This window comes from Pseudomonas sp., from assembly GCF_051660785.1.
Taxonomy (GTDB): domain Bacteria; phylum Pseudomonadota; class Gammaproteobacteria; order Pseudomonadales; family Pseudomonadaceae; genus Aquipseudomonas.
On sequence record NZ_JBOFQE010000057.1, the window covers coordinates 22,796 to 42,564 of the forward strand.

A 19,769-nucleotide genomic window follows, 5' to 3' on the forward strand; every position below is an offset into this window, starting at 1 on the left:
CTGGAATGGATCAGAATCAACCATGCAACTTGCCCGATTTTTCCGGGACTAACCAAGATCATTCATTAAAGGAGCGCGGGAATATGGAATCAGCCACTGAGCATCAAGGCCGCATTCTGTTGGTGGATGACGAATCTGCCATTCTGCGAACCTTCCGTTATTGCCTCGAAGACGAAGGCTATAGCGTGGCCACCGCGAACAGCGCGGCGCAGGCCGATGCTTTGCTGCAGCGCCAGGTGTTCGATCTGTGTTTTCTCGATCTGCGCCTTGGGGAAGACAACGGCCTCGATGTTCTGGCCCAGATGCGCATCCAGGCCCCTTGGATGCGGGTGGTGATCGTCACCGCGCACTCGGCTGTCGACACCGCCGTGGATGCGATTCAGGCCGGTGCCGCTGACTACCTCGTCAAACCTTGCAGCCCCGACCAATTGCGTCTGGCCACCGCCAAGCAGTTGGAAGTGCGGCAGCTCTCGGCCCGCCTGGAAGCGCTTGAAGGTGAAGTGCGCAAACCCAAGGATGGTCTGGATTCCCATAGCCCGGCCATGAAAGTGGTACTCGAAACCGCACGCCAGGTCGCCAGCACCGACGCCAACATTTTGATTCTGGGCGAGTCGGGTACCGGTAAAGGCGAACTGTCCCAGGCCATTCACGGCTGGAGCAAGCGACTGAAGAAATCCTGCGTCACCATCAACTGTCCGTCCCTGACCGCAGAATTGATGGAAAGCGAACTCTTCGGCCACAGCAGGGGCGCGTTCACCGGTGCCAGCGAAAGCACCTTGGGACGTGTCAATCAGGCCGATGGCGGCACCTTGTTTCTCGACGAGATCGGCGATTTTCCCCTGACGTTGCAGCCCAAGTTGCTGCGTTTCATTCAGGACAAGGAATACGAACGAGTAGGTGACCCGGTGACCCGCCGCGCCGATGTGCGCATCCTCGCGGCAACCAACCTGAACCTTGAAGACATGGTGCGCGACGGTCGCTTTCGCGAAGACTTGCTCTACCGCCTGAACGTCATCACCTTGCACCTGCCGCCGCTGCGCGAACGCAGGGAAGACATACTGAACCTGGCCGACCGTTTCCTGGCTCGCTTCGTCAAGGAATACGCGCGCCCTGCTCGTGGATTCAGTGATGATGCGCGCGAAGCCCTGCTGGGTTACCGCTGGCCAGGCAATATCCGCGAGCTGCGTAACGTGGTGGAGCGGGCAAGCATTATCTGTCCGCAGGAGCGGGTCGAGATCAGCCACCTGGGCATGGCTGAGACCCCGACCAACAACGCGCCGCGTATTGGAGCGGCGCTAAGCCTGGATGAGTTGGAGAAAGCCCACATCGGCGCCGTCCTTGCCACCGCCGATACGCTGGACCAGGCGGCGAAGACCCTCGGTATCGATGCCTCGACCCTGTATCGCAAACGCAAGCAGTACAACCTGTGAGCCCGCGATGAAACTGGCGATGAAACTGCGTACTCGGTTATTCCTGAGTATTTCGGCGCTGATCACCGTGGCGCTGCTCGGGCTGTTGCTCGGGCTCGTCAGCGTGATGCAGATGGCCGCTACTCAGGAAGCACTGGTCCGCAACAACTTTGTCACGCTGGATCTGGGGCTGAAGTTGCGCCAGACCCTGGGTGACCAGTTGATGGTCATGGTCAATGAAACGCCCAATCCCGCAGCGTTCGAGGCGACCCGGCAGCATTACATCCAGCTGCTTGACGAAGGCATCGCCCATGAGCAATCCGGCAACGGCAATCAGTACGGATTCAAGCGGGCCAAGGCGGACTACCTCGATTTTCTTCAAGCCTACAGTGAGGCACGCGAACCGACGCAGGTATTAAGCGGCAACGAAGCCCTCACGGAAAAATTCAACGCGTTGCGCAACGGGCTGATCACCGAACATAAGCGTGCGCTGGATAACATCAATGACACGGAGCGCCAGGCCCGTGAGCGCGCGTTACTGATCGCCGGCCTGCTGGGGTTGGTGGGGTTGGCGGTGCTGATCATCGGGTTCGTGACCGCCCATGCGATCGCCAGGCGTTTTGGTGCTCCGATCGAGGCGTTGGTCCAGGCCGCCGACAACATTGGCCAAGGTAATTTTGAGGTGACGTTGCCGGTTTCCTCTGCGGCGGAAATGAACCAGCTGACCAAGCGTTTTGGCATCATGGCCGAGGCACTGCGCGAGCACCAGGCGATGAATATCGACGAACTGCTCGCTGGTCAGCAACGTTTGCAGGCGGTACTCGACAGCATCGACGATGGGTTGTTGATGATCGACCGCGAAGGCCATCTGGAACACCTCAACCCCGTGGCCCAGCGTCAGTTGGGTTGGGATACCGACCGCCTCGGTCAGGGATTGGGCACGGCACTTGATCGTCCCGAACTGGATGAACAGCTGCAACTGGTGCTGCGCGGCGGGACCCTGGAGCGGGCGCCGGAAGACCTGAGTTTCGAAGTCGACGGTGAGTCGAGGTTGCTGACCTACAGCCTGACACCCGTCAGCCACACACAGGGCCACATTCTCGGCGCCGTGATGGTGCTGCATGACGTCACTGAACAGCGTGCATTCGAACGGGTGCGCAGTGAGTTTGTGTTGCGAGCCTCCCACGAGTTGCGCACCCCGGTCACCGGAATGCATATGGCCTTCGGCCTGTTCCGCGAGCGCGCGAAATTCCCCGAGGACTCCCGCGAAGCCGACTTGCTGGACACCGTGAATGAAGAAATGCAGCGCTTGATGCAGTTGATCAACGATTTGCTGAATTTCTCGCGCTACCAGAACGGCTTGCAGAAGCTCACGCTGGCAGCGTGTTCCATTGAAGATTTACTGGCGCAGGCTCAGGTACGCTTCGCCGGTGCAGCGGCGCAAAAGGGCATCGAACTGCGGGTGGAAGTGCAGGGGCCATTACCCCGATTGCAGGCCGACCAGGCGCAATTGGACCGAGTGCTCGATAACCTGATTGACAACGCTTTGCGCCATACCGCCCAGGATGGACTGATACGTTTGCAGGCGCGACGTCATGGGGAGCGCGTGATTATCAGCGTTGAAGACAATGGCGAAGGCATTGCCTACGGTCAGCAGGGGCGGATCTTCGAGCCCTTTGTCCAGGTTGGCCGCAAGAAGGGCGGTGCCGGGCTTGGTCTGGCGTTGTGCAAGGAAATCGTGCAGTTGCATGGCGGGCGGATGGGCGTCTATTCGCGGCCGGGGCAGGGTACGCAGTTCTACATGGCGCTGGCGGTTTAACCCGCAGCAGCCTCCTCAGGCTTCATCATCCAGGCGTCGATTGCTCAGTCGGCGACCACGGGTAATCAGTTCGATGAATTGCACGGCGCTCAGGGCGTGGGCGAACAGCCAGCCTTGACCATACTTCACCCCTTCGCTGCTCAGAAACGTCGCTTGGGCTTCATGCTCGATGCCTTCGGCAATCACCTTGAGTTGCAGGGCATGGGCCATGTGAATGATGTGCGGGGCCACACCGCTGCTGGCGGCGTCATGGCCCAGTGCATCAATAAACGCCTTGTCGATTTTCAGGCAGTCCACCGGCAGGGTTTGCAGGTAGGCGAGGCTGCAATAGCCAGTGCCGAAATCATCGATCAGCACTTGATGCCCGACATCGCGCAAGGCTTGCAGGTTCTCCCTGGCCACCACCACATCGATCAATCCCCGCTCTGTCACCTCAAAGGCAATCTGCTTGGCGGCGACCCGGTGCAAGGTCAGCAGGCGTGCCATCACCTGACCGATACGCGGCACCATGACGTCGCAAGCCGCAAGGTTGACGGAGATGTACAACTGCGGATTGGCGCGTAGCAGTTGCCCCAATTGTTCGAGGAGTCGCTGCAAGACGAAGTCGGTCATCTGGCGGATCTGGCCGGTGTTCTCCGCCATCGGAATGAACAGGTCGGGGCTGGTCAGCGTGCCGTCCGGCCTTCGCCAGCGCAACAAGGCTTCGGCCCCGACGCAGTTGCGGCTGTCGAGATCGAAGATCGGTTGATACAACACCTGTAATTCGCCTCGTCGAATGGCGCCGTGCAGTTCGGCGTCCAGTGACTGACGCTGGCGCACCAGCAGGAACACCATAAAGCCGACGAAAACACCCAAGGCCAGACTCGCCGGCAACAGCCACCACCACACTGGCGGCACCTGCATGCCCGTGCGCGGGGTGATCAGCACCAATTGGTATTCGGGGTTGTTGGTGGGCATACGGTAAATCAAACGGGTTTGTGTCACTTGCAGTGCATCGCGGCTTTTCAGCGGCCAGGATTCCGTGGGAGGCCAGGATTGGGCGACACCCAGGACAGGAATCGCACGAGTGCCATGATCGAGCACGACCAGCAGGGCGCTGCCCGGTGACAGATCGACCATGTCGGTCAGATGGCCGCGAGACGTTGCGACCCGGAAATTGCCGCGTCCCAGCATCAGCGCCGCACGGTTTTCATCGGGTTCGGTGGTGGTGTTCAACCAGTAACTGTAGGTGGGGCCTTTGATGTCAGGGGGGCGAATCAGCGACAACCCTTCCTGGCGAGGGCGATTTGAGCAAATCCGCGTGGCATCCATGTACGCGGCTTCGTAAACGAATCGATAGTTGAAGCTGACCTGCTGCAAGGTCGCGATCATTTCATCATCGCAGCCTCGCAGGGGTTGGGCCTCCAGATCGTCGAGGCTTTCGCGCAGCTGTCCGAATAACTGCTCCAGACGAGCGAGGAAGCGCTCGCCCTGGGCGTTCATTTCCTGGCTTTCGTTCTGCTCGAGCTGATGCATCGCCACGAACAGGCTGCCTGCCATGAGCAGCGTCGCGCTCAGGGCAGCAGCCAGCATCGCCAAAAACCAAGGGCGATAGAACCAGCTACGGAGCGTCTCTCGAGCTACAGCCATTGTGGATATCCGAAGAATTACCAATGAGTTATAGCTGCTGATTGAGAAAAAACCCTTACCGTCGGGCGGGCGTCATTATTTTGTCTGATTCAAGACTTGTAGTAGAGCCGCCGTTTGAGCGTCCGGGGTGCCGTCGAATCGAGTGGGGCGGAAATGCATTTGAAAGGCCGCCAGTACGTGACGCGTAGCCACATCAAGCTCGCCGGTCTGCGGCGTGGCATAACCCACGCGGGCCAGCTGTGCCTGATACCAGCTGATGCTCGGCAGTTCTGTTGCGTACCGGGTTTTCTGTTGGGCGACAGTCTGCTCGTTGGGCCAGACACCGATGCCTTCGGCAGCCAGGCGCTTCCAGGGGAACAACGGGCCGGGGTCAAGCTTGCGCAGTGGCGCGATGTCGCTATGGCCGATGATGGAGCGCGGGTTGATGTTGTAGCGTTTGCTGATGTCCTTGAGCAGGAAGATCAATGACTGAACCTGATCTTCGCTGTAGGGATACCAGAGGCGGCCGGTCGGCGTGTCTTTGAACCCTGGATTGACGATCTCGATGCCGATGGAGCTTGAATTCAGCCAGGTCCGGCCTTGCCATTCGCTTTCGCCTGCGTGCCACGCCCGAAGGTTTTCATCCATCAGCTTATAGATGGTGGCGCCTTTGTCGTCACCGATCAGGTAGTGACTGCTGACCTCGCCGTGAGTCAGCAATTGCAGCGAACGTTCGAGCGAAGCAGAGGTGTAATGGACCACCACGAACTGAATGCGACTGTCGTGGTTGGCTGAAGGGTGGCGAGTGTCGATTCTGGGGCCGCTGGCACAACCGGCTAACAGGAGCAGCGACACGATGAGAGCAAGGCATTTCATGGCAAGAAGGAGTACGCGCAAGACAGTAATGCAACAGTGTAACGTACTGCCTTGCCCGCTGAAGGCAAAAGGTCGGTTTTAAATAAAATGGAACAATTGGCTGTCAGCCCGCTTCTACCCGATTGCGGCCGGCATTTTTTGCACGGTAAAGCGCCTGATCGGCTCTTTTAAGTACCTGATCGCTATGTTCGCCGAACTTGAATGCACTAAAGCCCATGGAAATGGTGATGGTCACCCGCTCGCCCTTGAAGTGAAAAGGGCACGCCTCAATCGCACCGCGAAGCGTGTCCAGCAGTCTTGCACCGTTGGCCAGTGAAGTGTCGGGCATCAGCAAGACAAATTCCTCACCCCCGAATCGCGCAATAAAATCCGTCCCGCGCAGGCGTTTGCGCAACACGTTGGCGATAATTTTCAGCACCTTGTCACCAGCCAGGTGGCCGTAGTTATCGTTGATGCGTTTGAAATGGTCGAGATCGAGCATCGCCAACAACAGCGTGTTGCCGTGTTGCTGCCATTGGCGGACTTCATGATCCAGTCGTTCACTCCAGGCCGCCCGATTGGGCAGGCTGGTGAGTGGATCGATCAAAGCTTTCTGTCGCTGCTCTTCCAGATGTTCACGGTAACCCAGTGCTTCCTGTTCCATGTGCGCCACGCGCTCGGCCAGGCTTTGCAAGCGTGCGGCGACTTCCTGCTCGCGTTCGTCGCGCTGCTTCTGATGTTGGTCCATGGTGCCGAGCAGGCCTTCGAGATGGTTCTCCAGGACGTGCTTCAGGTCGTCCAGGTCTGCTGCTTCCTGCATGCTGCTCTGCAGGCCATCGACTTGCTCGCGGATCTGAGTGTCCATTTCGCGCGCCGCAGAGCGATTGTCAGCATGGCCGTCGCTGGCGGCCTGCAAGTTGCTCTGGAACGATTCGAGACGTTCGTTGAGTTGCTGCAGGTAAGCTTCGAATTCGTGCTGGCCGCTGTCGGTGATCGCCAGCATCAACGTCGCCAGATCGTCGAGGATCGGGATCAACTCGTACCAGTTCAACCCGTTTTGCAGGCGATCGCGCATCGCTTCGGCTTGCGGTCGATGGCGTTCGGGCAGCGTCAGGTCGTCGAGCAGGCCCAGCAGCGTGTCTTCGATATGCTTGGCGACCGAGCTATAGGATGGCTCGGGCGAGTCGGGCAGGGCGTAGAGAAAATCCTCTGGCTCGGGCTGCTCCGTTTCAACGGCTACCGGCGTGAGTTCATCCGGATTGATTGCCTGTTGCACCGGCTCGGCTGGCGTAATGTCCGCAATTGCCGGTTCCGCCAGTTGTTCGATGTCTGGCTGAGGTTCACCAGTTTGCGCAGATGGAGACTCTGGCTGAAGTACGGGCGGGATAAACGCCACGACTACAGGAGTGGGTTCCGTGGCGTGTATGTCCAGTGAGTCAGGGGTTACAGCGGCGGGTCGGGCGTCGATTACCGTTGGCTGCGCGACTGGCGGCAGTTCGACCGTGGTTGCGAAATCAACCGCTACCGGTGGGGCTTCGGCAATCGATTCGACAGTCTGTTGGGGCGCTGCTTGTACCGTAGGAGCGGCGACTTGCGGCGCGGCTTCATCTGCTTCCCGGTTACCAAACAATCGCTGCAGAAAACCGGGGCGATCAGGTTCTGCCGGCGTCTCCAGTTGACGCAAGGCTTTGCCTTGCAGGCCACTCAGTTCGCTGAGCAGCAACGGAATCTCACGTGCCTGACTGACTCGGCCGTCCAGTTGTTTGGCAAAGTTCTTGAGCGGTCGGCTGACTTCGCGGGGCAGCGGCAGTGTTTGCAGCTGAGTGACCAATGCTGTCAGTGCGGCACTGGTCTGATTGACCCGGGTTTCCCGACGTTGCTCGGAATCGAGTACGGCTTTTTCCAGGCGCGGAAGCAGGGCAGCCAGGCCGGCGTCCATATCATCGGTGCGCACCACTTCGCGCATTTCCTTCATGCACTGGTCCACCGCGCGATCAGTGCCTTCTGCGGCCAGCGTGCTGCGCACCAGCCCTCGACGCAGCAAGTCGAGCCGGGCATCCCATCGGCGTTCGAGCTTTTCCTGTTGTTCGATGCTTTTGAGGTATTTCTCTTTCCAGCGCTGTGTTTCGTCGCTCATTCAAGGGATCCGCGAAGGGGCTGGACTCAACGCGGGCAATGCATCGGCCGTGAGCGAACCCGGCAGACGAATCTCTACCGCGACGGGCAGGTGATCTGAAATCGGTTGTGCCAACACCTCGACCTTTTCAAGGGTCAGCGTGGGGCTAAGCAGAATATGGTCCAGGCAGCGTTGCGGGCGCCAGCTGGGGAAGGTCGCTTCCAGTTGCGGCGCGAGCAGGCCGAGGTCACGCAACGGGGAGGTTTGCAGCAAGTCACTGGCGTGGGTATTCATATCGCCCATCAACACCTGGTGCTTGTAACCGCCGATCAGCTCGCGGATATAAGCCAGTTGCATGGTGCGAGCCCGAGCGCCCAGCGCCAGGTGCATCATCACAACCACCAGGGCCTCCGGACCCTCGCCGAAGCGCACCAGAATCGCCCCGCGACCCTTGGGCCCCGGCAGCGGATGATCTTCAATCGCCCACGGACGCAGGCGGCTGAGCACGCCATTGCTGTGCTGGCCGAGGCGACCGAGGTTGCGATTGAGTTGTTGATACCAATAGGGGAAGGCGCCGAGCTGCGCCAAGTGTTCAACCTGATTGACGTAGCCTGATCGCAGGCTGCCGCCATCGGCTTCCTGCAGGGCGACCAGATCGAAGTCGCCCAACAGATTGCCGATCTTTTGCAGATTGTCGGCACGCCCGGTGTGCGGCAGCAGATGTTGCCAGCCCCGGGTCAGGTAGTGCCGATAGCGCTCGGTACTGATGCCGACCTGGATATTGAAACTGAGCAAGCGCAGACGGCTGTCTGCGGGCAAGCCCGTCGATTCCAGATGATGCTCGTTGACCCGCGGATCATGCAGGCCGACGACGCGTTCAGTACCCCAGCGGCGCATGGCAGTCGCCGCGCTTAGTTGGCAGCAGCCTTGTTAGCCGCTCGCTCTTTGTCGACCAGTTTGTCGGCCAGTTGCAGTGCTTGTTCTGCGCCGCCGGCAGAGCCCACGTCAAAGCGATACTTGCCGTTGACGATCATGGTTGGAACGCCGGAGATTTCATATTTCTTGGCCAGCTCGCGAGCCTTGGTGATCTGCCCTTTGATGGCGAAGGAATCGAAGGTCGCCAGGAACTTGTCCTTGTCTACGCCTTGAGTCGCCAGGAAATCGGCCATTTCATTCTTGTCGACCAGCTTCTTGTGTTCTTTCTGAATCGCGTTGAACACCGCAGCGTGAACCTTGTTCTCGACACCCATGGCTTCAAGGGTCAGGAACATCTGGCCGTGTGCGTCCCATGGGCCGCCGAACATGGCAGGGATGCGTACGAAGTTCACGTCGGAAGGCAATTTCTCAACCCAAGGATTGATCACCGGCTCAAAAGCGTAGCAATGCGGGCAGCCATACCAGAACAGCTCCACCACTTCGATCTTGCCAGGCACGGCGACCGGAACCGGGTTGCTCAGTTCGACATAAGGGGCGGCGGGTGCTTCGGCGGCTTGGGCAGTCATGCCGAACAGGCTGGCAGCGACAAGTGCGGCGCTGATGATCAGATTACGCATGCTTTACTCCTGGACAATTTTGGTCGCCTCGCGCGACCTGTTTTAAGACAGGTCCTGGCGGGCTTGAGTTCTGTAGTGTAACGGCAGCGGCCACAAAAAAGGGCGGCCTGAGCCACCCTTTTTATACTTGCTGCGACGGATTAATAGAGCGTTAACGTTGCAGGAGATGTACGTCCCGCGCGACGCCCCATTCGCCGGTCTTAGTGCAGGCCCTGAATGTAGCTGGACACCGCGGCGATATCTTCGTCGCTCAGCTTTTTGGCAATGCTCTGCATCGGTTTGGTGTCGCCATCGTTCGCACGACCACCTTCTTCCTTGCGGAAGTCGGTCAATTGCTTGGCAATATACTGAGCGTGCTGACCACCCAGGTGCGGGAAGCCGGCGGCCGCGTTGCCTGTGCCATTGGGCGAGTGGCAACCGGTGCAGGATGGCAGGCCCTTGGCCAGGTCGCCACCACGGAACAATGCTTCACCGCGAGCCACGATTTTAGGATCGGCGGCGCCAACGCTGCCTTTCTGGGTGGCGAAATAGGCGGAGATATCGGCGAGGTCCTGATCGCTCAGGTTGGTCAGCAGGCCGGTCATTTCCAGTACCGTGCGCTTGCCGGACTTGATGTCGTGCAGCTGCTTGTTCAGATAACGCTCGCCCTGGCCTGCCAGTTTCGGAAAGTTAGGCGCCATGCTGTTGCCATCCGGGCCATGACAGGCGCCACATACTGCGGCTTTCGCCTGACCAGCAGTTGCATCACCTGCAGCATGGGCTATGCCGGAGATCCCCACGGTCAACAGCAGACTCACGATCAATTTGTTCATCAGCTAATCCAACTACGGCTAAGGGTTAAAGAGTTATGGACCGGGATCACTCGCTCATCCAGTGGATGATGGCTTGGTAATCCTCGGCACTGCAGTCCATGCACAAACCACGCGGCGGCATCGCCTTGAAACCCTGGGTCACGTGTTGCACCAGCGTCTCCATACCTTTCGCCAACCTCGGCGTCCAAGCTTCCTGATCGCCCTTTCTGGGCGCCATGGGTAGTTGGCCGGAATGACAGGCACCACAAACACGGTTGTACACAGCTTCCGGATCCTGTGTAGCCTGAGCGCTGTAAAGCGGCATCAAGACACCGGCAGCTAGCAGCCATTTCGTCATAAAACGACCTTTTCAGGGTTGAGAGCGTTCTGCGTTCTAATGCGCACTCCAGGTCAATCGCTCTCGTGAACTTCATCCTACGCTGGGACAAAGCGCACACAAAATCTGCGGCATTATATACTGGCGTCACTGAAACGGAAACGACACCGCTTGCCGCGTCCATTCCCGGCGCCGCCCACATCGGAAATCCCATGCAACTCAAGAACCCCATCCTCGGCCTGTGCCAACAGTCCACCTTCATGCTCAGCGCTGCCAAAGTCGACCAATGTCCCGACGACGAAGGCTTTGAAGTGGCCTTCGCCGGGCGTTCCAACGCCGGCAAGTCCAGTGCGCTGAACACTTTGACGCACGCCAGCCTGGCGCGGACCTCGAAAACCCCAGGTCGCACGCAGCTGTTGAACTTCTTCAAGCTAGACGATGATCGTCGTCTGGTCGACCTCCCGGGCTACGGTTACGCGAAAGTACCTATTCCGTTGAAGCTGCACTGGCAGCGTCACCTGGAAGCTTATCTGGGTGGTCGCGAGAGTTTGAAAGGTCTGATTTTGATGATGGACATCCGTCATCCAATGACTGACTTTGACTTGTTGATGCTCGACTGGGCCGTGGCCAGTGGCATGCCGATGCACATTTTGCTGACCAAAGCCGACAAACTGACCTACGGCGCGGCAAAAAACGTCCTGCTCAAGGTTCAGGCAGACATCCGCAAAGGGTGGGGCGATGCGATAAGTATTCAGCTTTTTTCGGCACCAAAGCGCCTGGGCCTGGAAGACGCCTACACTGTACTGGCAGGCTGGATGGAACTGGCGGACAAAGGCTCCGAGGTTGCCGAGCAGTAAATCGCGGGCAAAAAAAACCCCGGACTTCTTATGGGGAGGGGGAAGTTCCGGGGTTCAAGTTCCGGACCGCTAGGGCGGGGTCCAGATTATCTGCCAACACTTAACACAACATAGGAGCATCGAAGGGCTTCACCAGCCATTCAGTAACTCTGAGTGGCGGTTCACAGGTTTAGTTCCGGAGTTTCAGAAACCATTCGAAATAAGGATGATTTCTTTCCGAAATAAAGGCCCTTCAGCCTTCTGCTGCGCCACTATGCCGCAGCAGGAATCGCCTTATCGAACGGCTCAGTGAGCCTCATCCCAGTTGTTTCCTACGCCCACTTCGACCAACAGCGGTACATCCAGCTTCACGGCTTCGCACATGTGTGCGCGAATTTCATCGCGGACCTGATCGACCAGATCTTCACGCACCTCGAGCACCAATTCATCGTGCACTTGCAGGATGACTTTGGCGTCGAGACCCGAGGAGGTCAGCCAGTTATCCACAGCCACCATGGCTTTCTTGATGATGTCGGCGGCCGTGCCTTGCATCGGTGCGTTGATCGCCGTGCGTTCGGCACCTTTGCGCAGGGCCGGGTTTTTCGCGTTGATTTCCGGCAGGTACAGGCGACGCCCGAAGATCGTCTCGACGAAACCTTGCTCGGCCGCCTGGGTGCGGGTGCGTTCCATGTACTCAAGAACACCCGGGTAGCGGGCGAAATAGCGATCGATGTACGCCTGGGATTGCTTGCGATCAACGCCGATCTGCTTGGCCAGGCCAAACGCGCTCATGCCGTAGATCAAACCGAAGTTGATCGCCTTGGCGCTGCGGCGCTGATCGGTGGTGACGTCGGCCAGTTCCACGCCGAACACTTCGGCGGCGGTGGCCTTGTGTACGTCCAGATCGTTGCGGAACGCATGCAGCAAACCTTCGTCCTTGGCCAGGTGAGCCATGATCCGCAGTTCGATTTGCGAATAGTCCGCCGCCAGCAACTTGTAGCCTTTTGGCGCGACGAACGCCTGACGAATCCGACGCCCTTCGGCAGTGCGGATCGGAATGTTCTGCAAGTTCGGATCACTGGACGACAAACGTCCGGTCGCCGCGACAGCCTGATGATACGAGGTGTGAATCCGCCCGGTGCGCGGGTTGATCTGTTCCGGCAGGCGATCGGTGTAAGTGCTTTTCAGCTTGCTCATCGAGCGGTACTGCATCAACACTTTGGGCAGCGGATAATCCTGCTCGGCCAGTTCCGCGAGCACGGCTTCGGCGGTGGACGCCTGACCCTTGGCGGTTTTGCTGAGGATCGGCAGACCGAGTTTTTCGTACAGGATCACGCCCAATTGTTTCGGCGAGCCAAGGTTGAATTCCTCACCGGCGATGGCGAAAGCCTCACGCTCCAGCGCGACCATTTTGTCGCCCAGCTCAACGCTTTGGATGCCCAGCAGATTGGCATCGACCAGCGCGCCCTGGCGTTCGATGCGGGCGAGTACCGGCACCAACGGCATTTCGATTTCGCTCAGGACTTTGCTCAGGCTCGGGATGGCATTGAGCTTTTCCTGCAAGGTTTGATGCAGGCGCAGTGTCACGTCGGCGTCTTCGGCGGCGTAAGGCCCGGCCAGTTCCAGCGATATCTGGTCAAAGGTCAGCTGCTTGGCGCCTTTGCCGGCAATGTCCTGGAAGCTTGTCGTGGTGTGGTTCAGGTACTTCAGCGCAAGGCTGTCCATGTCGTGGCGGGTCGCGGTGGAATCCAGCACGTAGGATTCGAGCATGGTGTCGAACGCGATGCCTTGTACGGTGATACCGCAGCTCTGATCGCCACCGATGGCGCAGTTGGCCAGGATGTTCATGTCGAACTTGGCGTGCTGGCCGACCTTGAGTTTGCTCGGGTCTTCCAGGATCGGTTTCAGCGCGCGCAGCACGGAGTCGCGATCGAGCTGGTCCGGCACACCCATGTAGGAATGGGTCAGCGGGATGTACGCCGCTTCGTTGGCCTGTACAGCGAACGACAAGCCGACCAGTTGCGCCTGTTGCGCGTCGATGCCGGTGGTTTCGGTATCGAAAGCGATCAGCTTGGCGTCGTTGAGCTTCTTCAGCCACAGGTCGAAATCGGCCTGGGTGAGGATCGTGGTGTAACTGAGTTCCGTCTCGACAGCGGCTTCTTCAGCCACCGGAGCGGTAACTTCCTGGCCGGAACGCTTGGCATCGCGCTGGTTATCTTCGAACCAGCTCTTGAATTCCAGCAAGGTGTAGAGCTCGGCGAGTTTGTCGTGATCCGGTTGGCCCATTTGCAGGTCGTCGAGGCCGATGTCCAAAGGCACGTCGATCTTGATCGTCGCCAGCTGGTAGGAGAGGAATGCCATCTCCTTGTGCTCTTCGAGCTTGGCCGGCAGGGTTTTCGCACCGCGAATCGGCAGGGTTGGAACGATGTCGAGCTGTGCATAGAGTTCGGTCAGGCCGCCGTTCACGCCGACCAGCAGGCCGGAAGCGGTCTTCGGGCCAATGCCCGGAACGCCCGGAATGTTGTCGGAAGAATCGCCCATCAGTGCCAGGTAATCGATGATCTGCTCGGGAGCGACGCCGAATTTCTCCTTCACGCCCTCCACGTCCAGCGCGCTACCGGTCATGGTATTGACCAAGGTAATGTGGCCGTCGACCAGTTGCGCCATGTCCTTGTCACCGGTGGAGATCACCACCGGGCGGTCAGCCGCGGCGCTGCTGCGGGCCAGAGTGCCGATCACGTCATCGGCCTCGACGCCGTCGACGCACAACAGCGGGAAGCCCAAAGCGATCACGCTCTGGTGCAGCGGCTCGATTTGCACGCGCATGTCGTCGGGCATGCTCGGACGATTGGCCTTGTATTCGGCGTACATGTCATCGCGAAACGTCCCACCCTTGGCGTCGAACACCACGGCGAACGGACTGTCCGGGTACTGCTTGCGCAGACTCTTGAGCATGTTCAGCACGCCTTTGACCGCTCCGGTCGGCAGACCCTTGGACGTGGTCAGCGGCGGCAGGGCGTGAAAGGCGCGGTACAGGTAAGAAGAACCGTCCACCAGGACGAGGGGGGCTTGGCTCATGAGCAGGATCAACCTTTTCGGCGGGTCCGGCGCTAGAATAGCGGGACCGTTGACGACAAAGGGACAAGGTTATCATGCGCACACTAAATCGCCTGTTGCTGGCTGGCTTGTTTGCAACTGTTCCACTGTCCGTCATGGCGGCGGATGATGCGCCGACACCGGAGCCGGAAGTCACGATTCGCACGGAGGGGGACAAGGTCATCCAGGAATACCGCCAAAACGGTTTCCTGTATGCAATCAAGGTTACGCCGAAGGGCGCACCGCCGTATTTTCTGGTGCGTGCGGACGGTACAGATGCAAACTTCATCCGCTCGGATCAGCCGGATATGCTGATTCCGTCGTGGAAAATTTTTGAGTGGAAGTAGTTTCTTAATTTCAATCGGCGCTGGCTCAAGCAGCGGCGCCCGTACTGGCAGTTTAAACATGTCTGTGTTCACCCCGCTGGCTCGGCCCGAGCTGGAAACCTTTCTCGCCCCATACGGGCTCGGCCGCCTGCTTGATTTCCAGGGGATTGCCGCCGGTAGTGAAAACACCAATTTCTTCATCAGCCTGGAGCAGGGCGAGTTTGTCCTGACCCTGGTCGAACGCGGTCCGGTTCAGGAGATGCCATTCTTCATTGAACTGCTCGACGTGCTGCACGAGGCCGACCTACCGGTGCCGTACGCATTGCGCACCACCGATGGCGTGGCCTTGCGCGAACTGGCCGGCAAACCGGCGCTGTTGCAACCACGCCTGGCCGGCAAGCACATCAAGGTCGCCAACGCGCAGCATTGCGCTCAAGTCGGCGAGTTGCTGGGCCATCTGCACCTGGCGACCCAGGCCAACATGATCAAGCGCAAAACCGATCGTGGCCTGGACTGGATGCTGGAGGAGGGCACGCAGTTGTTGTCCCACCTGAATGCCGAGCAAAGTGATCTGTTGCAACGGGCGCTGGACGAAATCACGCAGCAGAAAGAGAAAATTCTGGCGTTGCCACGGGCCAACATCCACGCCGACCTGTTCCGCGATAACGCAATGTTCGAAGGCACGCACCTGACCGGGTTGATCGACTTCTACAACGCCTGCTCGGGGCCGATGCTCTACGACGTGGCGATTGCCTTGAATGACTGGTGTTCGGATGACGACGGGCTGATCGACGGGCCGCGAGCGCGAGCATTGCTCGGGGCTTATGCAGCGCTGCGGCCGTTCACGGCAGCCGAGGCCGAGTTGTGGCCAACCATGCTGCGCGTGGCTTGCGTGCGGTTTTGGTTGTCACGGTTGATCGCCGCGGAGTCGTTCGCCGGGCAGGACGTGTTGATTCACGATCCAATGGAGTTCCAGCAGCGATTGGCGCAGCGGCAGAAAGTCAGCACACCGTTGCCGTTCGCCCTCTAAATTGTGGCGAGGGAGCTTGCTCCAGCTGGCCTGCGCAGCAGGCCCCTTCTTTGGCAGAGAGTGGGGCAGCTTCGCTGCCCAGCGGGAACAAGCTCCCTCGCCACAGGGTTATCGCTGTATTTACAACGATTCCAGACACCCCGCCAGATCATTCCCCAACTTCTCCAAAACCTGCTCATACCCCTGAGCAGTCGCCGGCGTGTATCCGCCCAGCGCATCCAGCTCCGCCAATTTCACCGGCAGACCGGCCACCAGCGTTTCCGCCAGGCGCGGACGCAAGGGAGGTTCACTGAACACACACGTCTTGCCGACTTCCTGTAAGCGCGTGCGCATCGCCGCGACATGTTGAGCACCCGGCTGGACTTCAGCGGCGACGCTGAATACGCCGGCGTGCTTGAGGCCATAAGCGTCTTCGAAATAGTCGAAAGCTTCGTGGAAGACGAAATAAGGTTTGCCCGCGATGCCAGCCAGACGTGCCTTCAATCGTAGATCCAATGCATCCAGACGTTCATCGAACGCCTTCAGGTTGTTCTGATAACGTGCCGCATTGTCTGGATCGACTGCACTCAGATCCGCGGCCATTTTGCTGGCGATCACCCGAGCGTTGACCGGCGACAGCCACAAATGTGCGTCCAGGCTGCCCGGACGATGATCGTGGTCATGCTCGTCGGCTTCTTCAGCGTGTGAGTGGCTATCTTCGGCGAAACGGCGAAGTTTAAGTCCCGGCAAATTCTGCACGGCGACGCTCGGCAGCGTACGACCGTTCAGCACGCGAGGCAGAAAACCTTCCATGTCCGGACCGATCCAGTAAACCAAATCCACCGATTGCACCTTCCGTACGTCGGAGGGACGCAAGGCATAGTTATGCGGCGAGGCGCCGGGCGGCAGCAGCACTTCCGGAATCGCCACGCCATCCTGCACCGCCGCTGCAATCAGCTGTAGCGGCTTGATACTGGTTAGGACTTTGACGTCGGCCTGGACCGAGCCGATCAGCAGGAAACTTGCGACAAATGCGACAAAGATAGAAAAAAGTCGGGACACGATGACCACTCGAAGAGGCGAGAACGGGTAACATAATAACGTCTCTCACAAAACTCGTCGCCGCTCATGCCTAAAACACCGATTGCCAGCCGTCCCCACGACCACTCTCATTGCGTTCATAGCGCTCTGTCGGAGGCCGATGCCTTGTGCGCACGTCAAGGCCTGCGCCTGACCGCCTTGCGTCGGCGGGTGCTGGAACTGGTGTGGCAAAGCCACAAACCGTTGGGCGCCTACGACATCCTTGCGGTACTCAGCGAGCAGGACGGCCGCCGCGCCGCGCCGCCAACCGTGTACCGCGCGCTGGATTTCCTGCTGGAAAACGGCCTCGTCCACCGCATCTCCTCGCTCAACGCCTTCGTTGGCTGCAATCACCCGGAGCATGCCCACCAGGGGCAGTTCCTGATCTGTCGCGAATGCCACGCTGCCATCGAGCTTGAACAGAAATCCATCAGCGACGCGATCATCAGCAGCGCCAAGGATGTCGGTTTCGTTGTTGAAAGCCAGACGGTCGAAGTGGTCGGCGTCTGTTCGGGTTGCCAGGGGGCTTGATGAGCAACGCGCTGATCCGCCTCGAGCAGGTTGCCGTCACCTTTGCCGGGCAAAACGTGCTGGATAACATCGAACTGAGCGTCGAGCCCGGGCAGATCGTTACCCTGATCGGCCCGAACGGTGCGGGCAAAACGACGCTGGTGCGCGCCGTGCTCGGTCTGTTGAAGCCGGACAGCGGCAGCGTCTGGCGCAAGCCGAAACTGCGGGTCGGTTACATGCCGCAAAAACTTCACGTCGATCCGACGCTGCCGCTTTCAGTGCTGCGTTTCTTGCGTCTGGTGCCGGGCGTGGACCGCGCCAGGGCCTTGGCGGCACTCAAGGAAGTCGGCGCCGAACAGGTGATCGACAGCCCGGTGCAAAGTGTTTCCGGTGGCGAAATGCAGCGGGTGCTGCTGGCTCGCGCCTTGTTGCGGGAACCGGAATTGCTGGTGCTCGATGAGCCGGTGCAAGGCGTCGATGTGGCCGGTCAGGCCGAGCTCTACAGCCTGATCACGCGCTTGCGTGACCGTCACGGCTGCGGCGTATTGATGGTCTCCCATGATTTGCACCTGGTCATGAGCACCACCGACCAGGTGGTTTGCCTGAATCGCCATGTCTGCTGCTCCGGGCACCCGGAACAGGTCAGCGGCGATCCGGCGTTCGTCGAGCTGTTCGGAAAGAACGCACAAAGCCTGGCGATTTATCACCACCACCACGACCACGCTCACGACCTGCATGGATCGGTGGTCAGTGCGGCCTCGACGTCCCAACCCCATGTCCATGGAGATAGCTGCAAGCATGGCTGATTTTCTGCTCTACGCCCTGCTTGCAGGTCTGGCTTTGGCACTGGTCGCGGGACCGCTGGGTTCGTTTGTGGTCTGGCGGCGCATGGCCTACTTCGGCGACACCTTGTCCCACGCGGCCTTGCTCGGCGTGGCGTTGGGCTTTCTGCTGGATGTCAGTCCGACCGTGGCCGTCACCGTCGGCTGCTTGCTGTTGGCGGTGCTGCTGGTGACGTTGCAGCAGCGTCAGCCGCTGGCGTCCGACACGCTTTTGGGAATTCTCGCACCGAGCACGCTCTCTCTGGGCCTTGTCGTACTAAGCTTCATGCACGAAGTGCGGATCGACTTGATGGCTTATCTGTTTGGCGACCTGCTGGCGATCAGCCCGACCGACCTGGCCTGGATACTCGGCGGCAGCGCGGCCGTTCTGACCTTGCTGGTCACGTTGTGGCGGCCATTGCTGGCAATCACGGTGCATGAAGAACTGGCCAGAGTGGAAGGTTTACCGGTACCGGCGCTGCGCCTGACCCTGATGTTGCTGATCGCTGTGGTGATCGCTGTGGCGATGAAAATCGTCGGTGTATTGCTGATTACTTCATTGTTGATCATCCCGGCGGCTGCGGCACAGCGTCACGCCCGGTCGCCGGAGCAGATGGCACTGGGCGCGAGCCTGCTGGGCATGCTCGCGGTCTGTGGCGGGCTGGCGTTGTCGTGGTTCAAGGACACCCCGGCGGGTCCATCGATTGTTGTGACGGCCGCCGCACTGTTTCTGCTGAGTTTTGTCCTGCCCCGTCGAGGGGTGTAGACTTGCTCGTTTTTTGCGCAAATAGAGAGTCGCAGGAATGAAGCTGTTAGCCTCCCGTTATCTGCTCCTTGCCGCATTTTCGCTGCTAGTGGGCGCATGTCAAAGCACGCCATCGGCCACTAATGAGGCGACCGGTGCACGAGCCGCGGCCATCGCGCAGCTGGAACAAAACCTGGCCAGCAGCGAGCTGGCCACCGCCGAGGATCAACTGGCAACCTTGCAGGCCCAGTCGCCCGACGACCCGTCCCTTGTGCAATACCAGCGGCAATTGGCCGAAGCCTATCTGCGCCGCAGCCAGATCGTCTTGCAAAAGGGCGATGTGAACGCGGCCGCCACGGCGCTGGCGCGGGCTCGGGCGTTAATGCCAAAGGCCCCGGCGCTGACGGGTGGGCTCAACAACGCGATCGTTGATGCTCGTAAAGCCGAGCTGGACCGGGCAGAAGCGGCGCTGTTGGCGGCTGAGGCCAAACCGCAGGCGAAGGTGATTGATCCGACCGCCGAAAGCACTACGGTTGCATTGAACCTCACCGATATGACCAAACTTCGCCGTCAACTGGATGCGATCGCCGCTGATGTGGTGAATTATCAATGTGACGTGAGCATTCAGGCGCCACGCACGCAAGATTACCCTTGGTTGGCGACGTTGCTGACCAAGCGAGTGAAGAAACTGGATTCGGATTTTGATTTGAATCTGCAGAAGCAGATCGTGCGAAACATTCCGGCGCAGATCGTCTTGAGTCCGCGTAAACCTTAAAAGCATCGCGAGCAGGCTCGCTCCCACAGTGGTTTGGAGGTGAACACAAATCTGTGCTCAACCCCAAACCCTGTGGGAGCGAG

Annotated in this window: 18 protein-coding genes; 9 read left to right on the forward strand and 9 right to left on the reverse strand. The window is 59.4% G+C overall.

The window, feature by feature from the left end; translation table 11 throughout:
• The first annotated feature begins 83 nt into the window (after positions 1 to 83).
• Positions 84 to 1,430, forward strand: a complete 1,347-nt coding sequence (gene algB, locus ACRC4F_RS13945) for a sigma-54-dependent response regulator transcription factor AlgB (RefSeq protein WP_438659819.1) — start codon at positions 84 to 86, stop codon at positions 1,428 to 1,430.
• A gap of 7 nt (positions 1,431 to 1,437) precedes the next feature.
• Positions 1,438 to 3,228, forward strand: coding sequence for a KinB sensor domain-containing domain (locus ACRC4F_RS13950; RefSeq protein ID WP_438659820.1), 1,791 nt, complete (start codon positions 1,438 to 1,440; stop codon positions 3,226 to 3,228).
• Positions 3,229 to 3,243: 15 nt separating this feature from the next.
• On the opposite strand, the gene ACRC4F_RS13955 is transcribed toward ACRC4F_RS13950, so the two are convergent.
• From ACRC4F_RS13955 to ACRC4F_RS13985, 7 genes are all read right to left on the reverse strand, one after another.
• Positions 3,244 to 4,857 (reverse strand): EAL domain-containing protein, encoded by a 1,614-nt coding sequence (locus tag ACRC4F_RS13955; protein WP_438659821.1) that lies wholly within the window; start codon positions 4,855 to 4,857, stop codon positions 3,244 to 3,246.
• Positions 4,858 to 4,932: 75 nt separating this feature from the next.
• On the reverse strand, positions 4,933 to 5,712 hold the full coding sequence (locus tag ACRC4F_RS13960) for an N-acetylmuramoyl-L-alanine amidase (protein ID WP_438659822.1): 780 nt from the start codon (positions 5,710 to 5,712) through the stop codon (positions 4,933 to 4,935).
• A 103-nt stretch (positions 5,713 to 5,815) separates the two neighbouring features.
• A complete protein-coding gene (locus ACRC4F_RS13965) occupies positions 5,816 to 7,828 on the reverse strand; it encodes a diguanylate cyclase (RefSeq protein WP_438659823.1) in 2,013 nt (670 codons plus the stop codon).
• Entirely contained in the window at positions 7,829 to 8,704 is an 876-nt protein-coding gene (locus tag ACRC4F_RS13970; RefSeq protein ID WP_438659824.1) for an endonuclease/exonuclease/phosphatase family protein, read from the reverse strand.
• 14 nt (positions 8,705 to 8,718) lie between these two features.
• Positions 8,719 to 9,360, reverse strand: a complete 642-nt coding sequence (locus ACRC4F_RS13975; protein ID WP_438659825.1) for a thiol:disulfide interchange protein DsbA/DsbL — start codon at positions 9,358 to 9,360, stop codon at positions 8,719 to 8,721.
• A 200-nt stretch (positions 9,361 to 9,560) separates the two neighbouring features.
• Positions 9,561 to 10,172: a c-type cytochrome gene (locus ACRC4F_RS13980; protein WP_438659826.1), complete on the reverse strand. Its 612-nt coding sequence runs from the start codon at positions 10,170 to 10,172 to the stop codon at positions 9,561 to 9,563.
• 46 nt (positions 10,173 to 10,218) lie between these two features.
• A complete protein-coding gene (locus ACRC4F_RS13985; protein ID WP_034149449.1) occupies positions 10,219 to 10,509 on the reverse strand; it encodes a c-type cytochrome in 291 nt (96 codons plus the stop codon).
• 191 nt (positions 10,510 to 10,700) lie between these two features.
• On the opposite strand from ACRC4F_RS13985, the gene yihA reads away from it, so the two are divergent.
• The gene (gene yihA / locus ACRC4F_RS13990; RefSeq protein WP_438659827.1) at positions 10,701 to 11,345 is read left to right on the forward strand and encodes a ribosome biogenesis GTP-binding protein YihA/YsxC; all 645 of its coding nucleotides are present in this window, start codon (positions 10,701 to 10,703) and stop codon (positions 11,343 to 11,345) included.
• A gap of 285 nt (positions 11,346 to 11,630) precedes the next feature.
• Here yihA and polA read toward each other — a convergent pair whose 3' ends face one another.
• Positions 11,631 to 14,402, reverse strand: a complete 2,772-nt coding sequence (gene polA / locus ACRC4F_RS13995; protein WP_438659828.1) for a DNA polymerase I — start codon at positions 14,400 to 14,402, stop codon at positions 11,631 to 11,633.
• Positions 14,403 to 14,476: 74 nt separating this feature from the next.
• On the opposite strand from polA, the gene ACRC4F_RS14000 reads away from it, so the two are divergent.
• Together ACRC4F_RS14000 and ACRC4F_RS14005 are read left to right on the forward strand one after the other, a co-directional pair.
• Complete coding sequence (locus ACRC4F_RS14000; RefSeq protein ID WP_438659829.1) at positions 14,477 to 14,767, forward strand: DUF2782 domain-containing protein; 291 nt, start codon at positions 14,477 to 14,479, stop codon at positions 14,765 to 14,767.
• Between the two features lie 58 nt (positions 14,768 to 14,825).
• Complete coding sequence (locus ACRC4F_RS14005) at positions 14,826 to 15,776, forward strand: homoserine kinase (RefSeq protein ID WP_438659830.1); 951 nt, start codon at positions 14,826 to 14,828, stop codon at positions 15,774 to 15,776.
• 120 nt (positions 15,777 to 15,896) lie between these two features.
• Here the strand turns inward: ACRC4F_RS14005 and ACRC4F_RS14010 are convergent, their stop codons facing one another.
• A complete protein-coding gene (locus ACRC4F_RS14010) occupies positions 15,897 to 16,817 on the reverse strand; it encodes a zinc ABC transporter substrate-binding protein (protein ID WP_438659831.1) in 921 nt (306 codons plus the stop codon).
• 66 nt (positions 16,818 to 16,883) lie between these two features.
• Between ACRC4F_RS14010 and zur the strand changes: the two genes are divergently transcribed.
• The 4 genes from zur to ACRC4F_RS14030 are packed head-to-tail and all read left to right on the forward strand — an operon-like array spanning position 16,884 to position 19,686.
• Complete coding sequence (gene zur / locus ACRC4F_RS14015) at positions 16,884 to 17,366, forward strand: zinc uptake transcriptional repressor Zur (protein ID WP_438659832.1); 483 nt, start codon at positions 16,884 to 16,886, stop codon at positions 17,364 to 17,366.
• Positions 17,366 to 18,151: a zinc ABC transporter ATP-binding protein ZnuC gene (gene znuC, locus ACRC4F_RS14020; RefSeq protein ID WP_438659833.1), complete on the forward strand. Its 786-nt coding sequence runs from the start codon at positions 17,366 to 17,368 to the stop codon at positions 18,149 to 18,151. Before zur ends, znuC begins: the two co-directional genes overlap by 1 nt.
• Entirely contained in the window at positions 18,144 to 18,932 is a 789-nt protein-coding gene (gene znuB / locus ACRC4F_RS14025; RefSeq protein WP_438659834.1) for a zinc ABC transporter permease subunit ZnuB, read from the forward strand. The genes znuC and znuB overlap by 8 nt, the downstream gene beginning before the upstream one ends.
• Positions 18,933 to 18,969: 37 nt before the next feature.
• On the forward strand, positions 18,970 to 19,686 hold the full coding sequence (locus ACRC4F_RS14030; RefSeq protein WP_438659835.1) for a PA5502 family lipoprotein: 717 nt from the start codon (positions 18,970 to 18,972) through the stop codon (positions 19,684 to 19,686).
• Positions 19,687 to 19,769 lie beyond the last annotated feature (83 nt).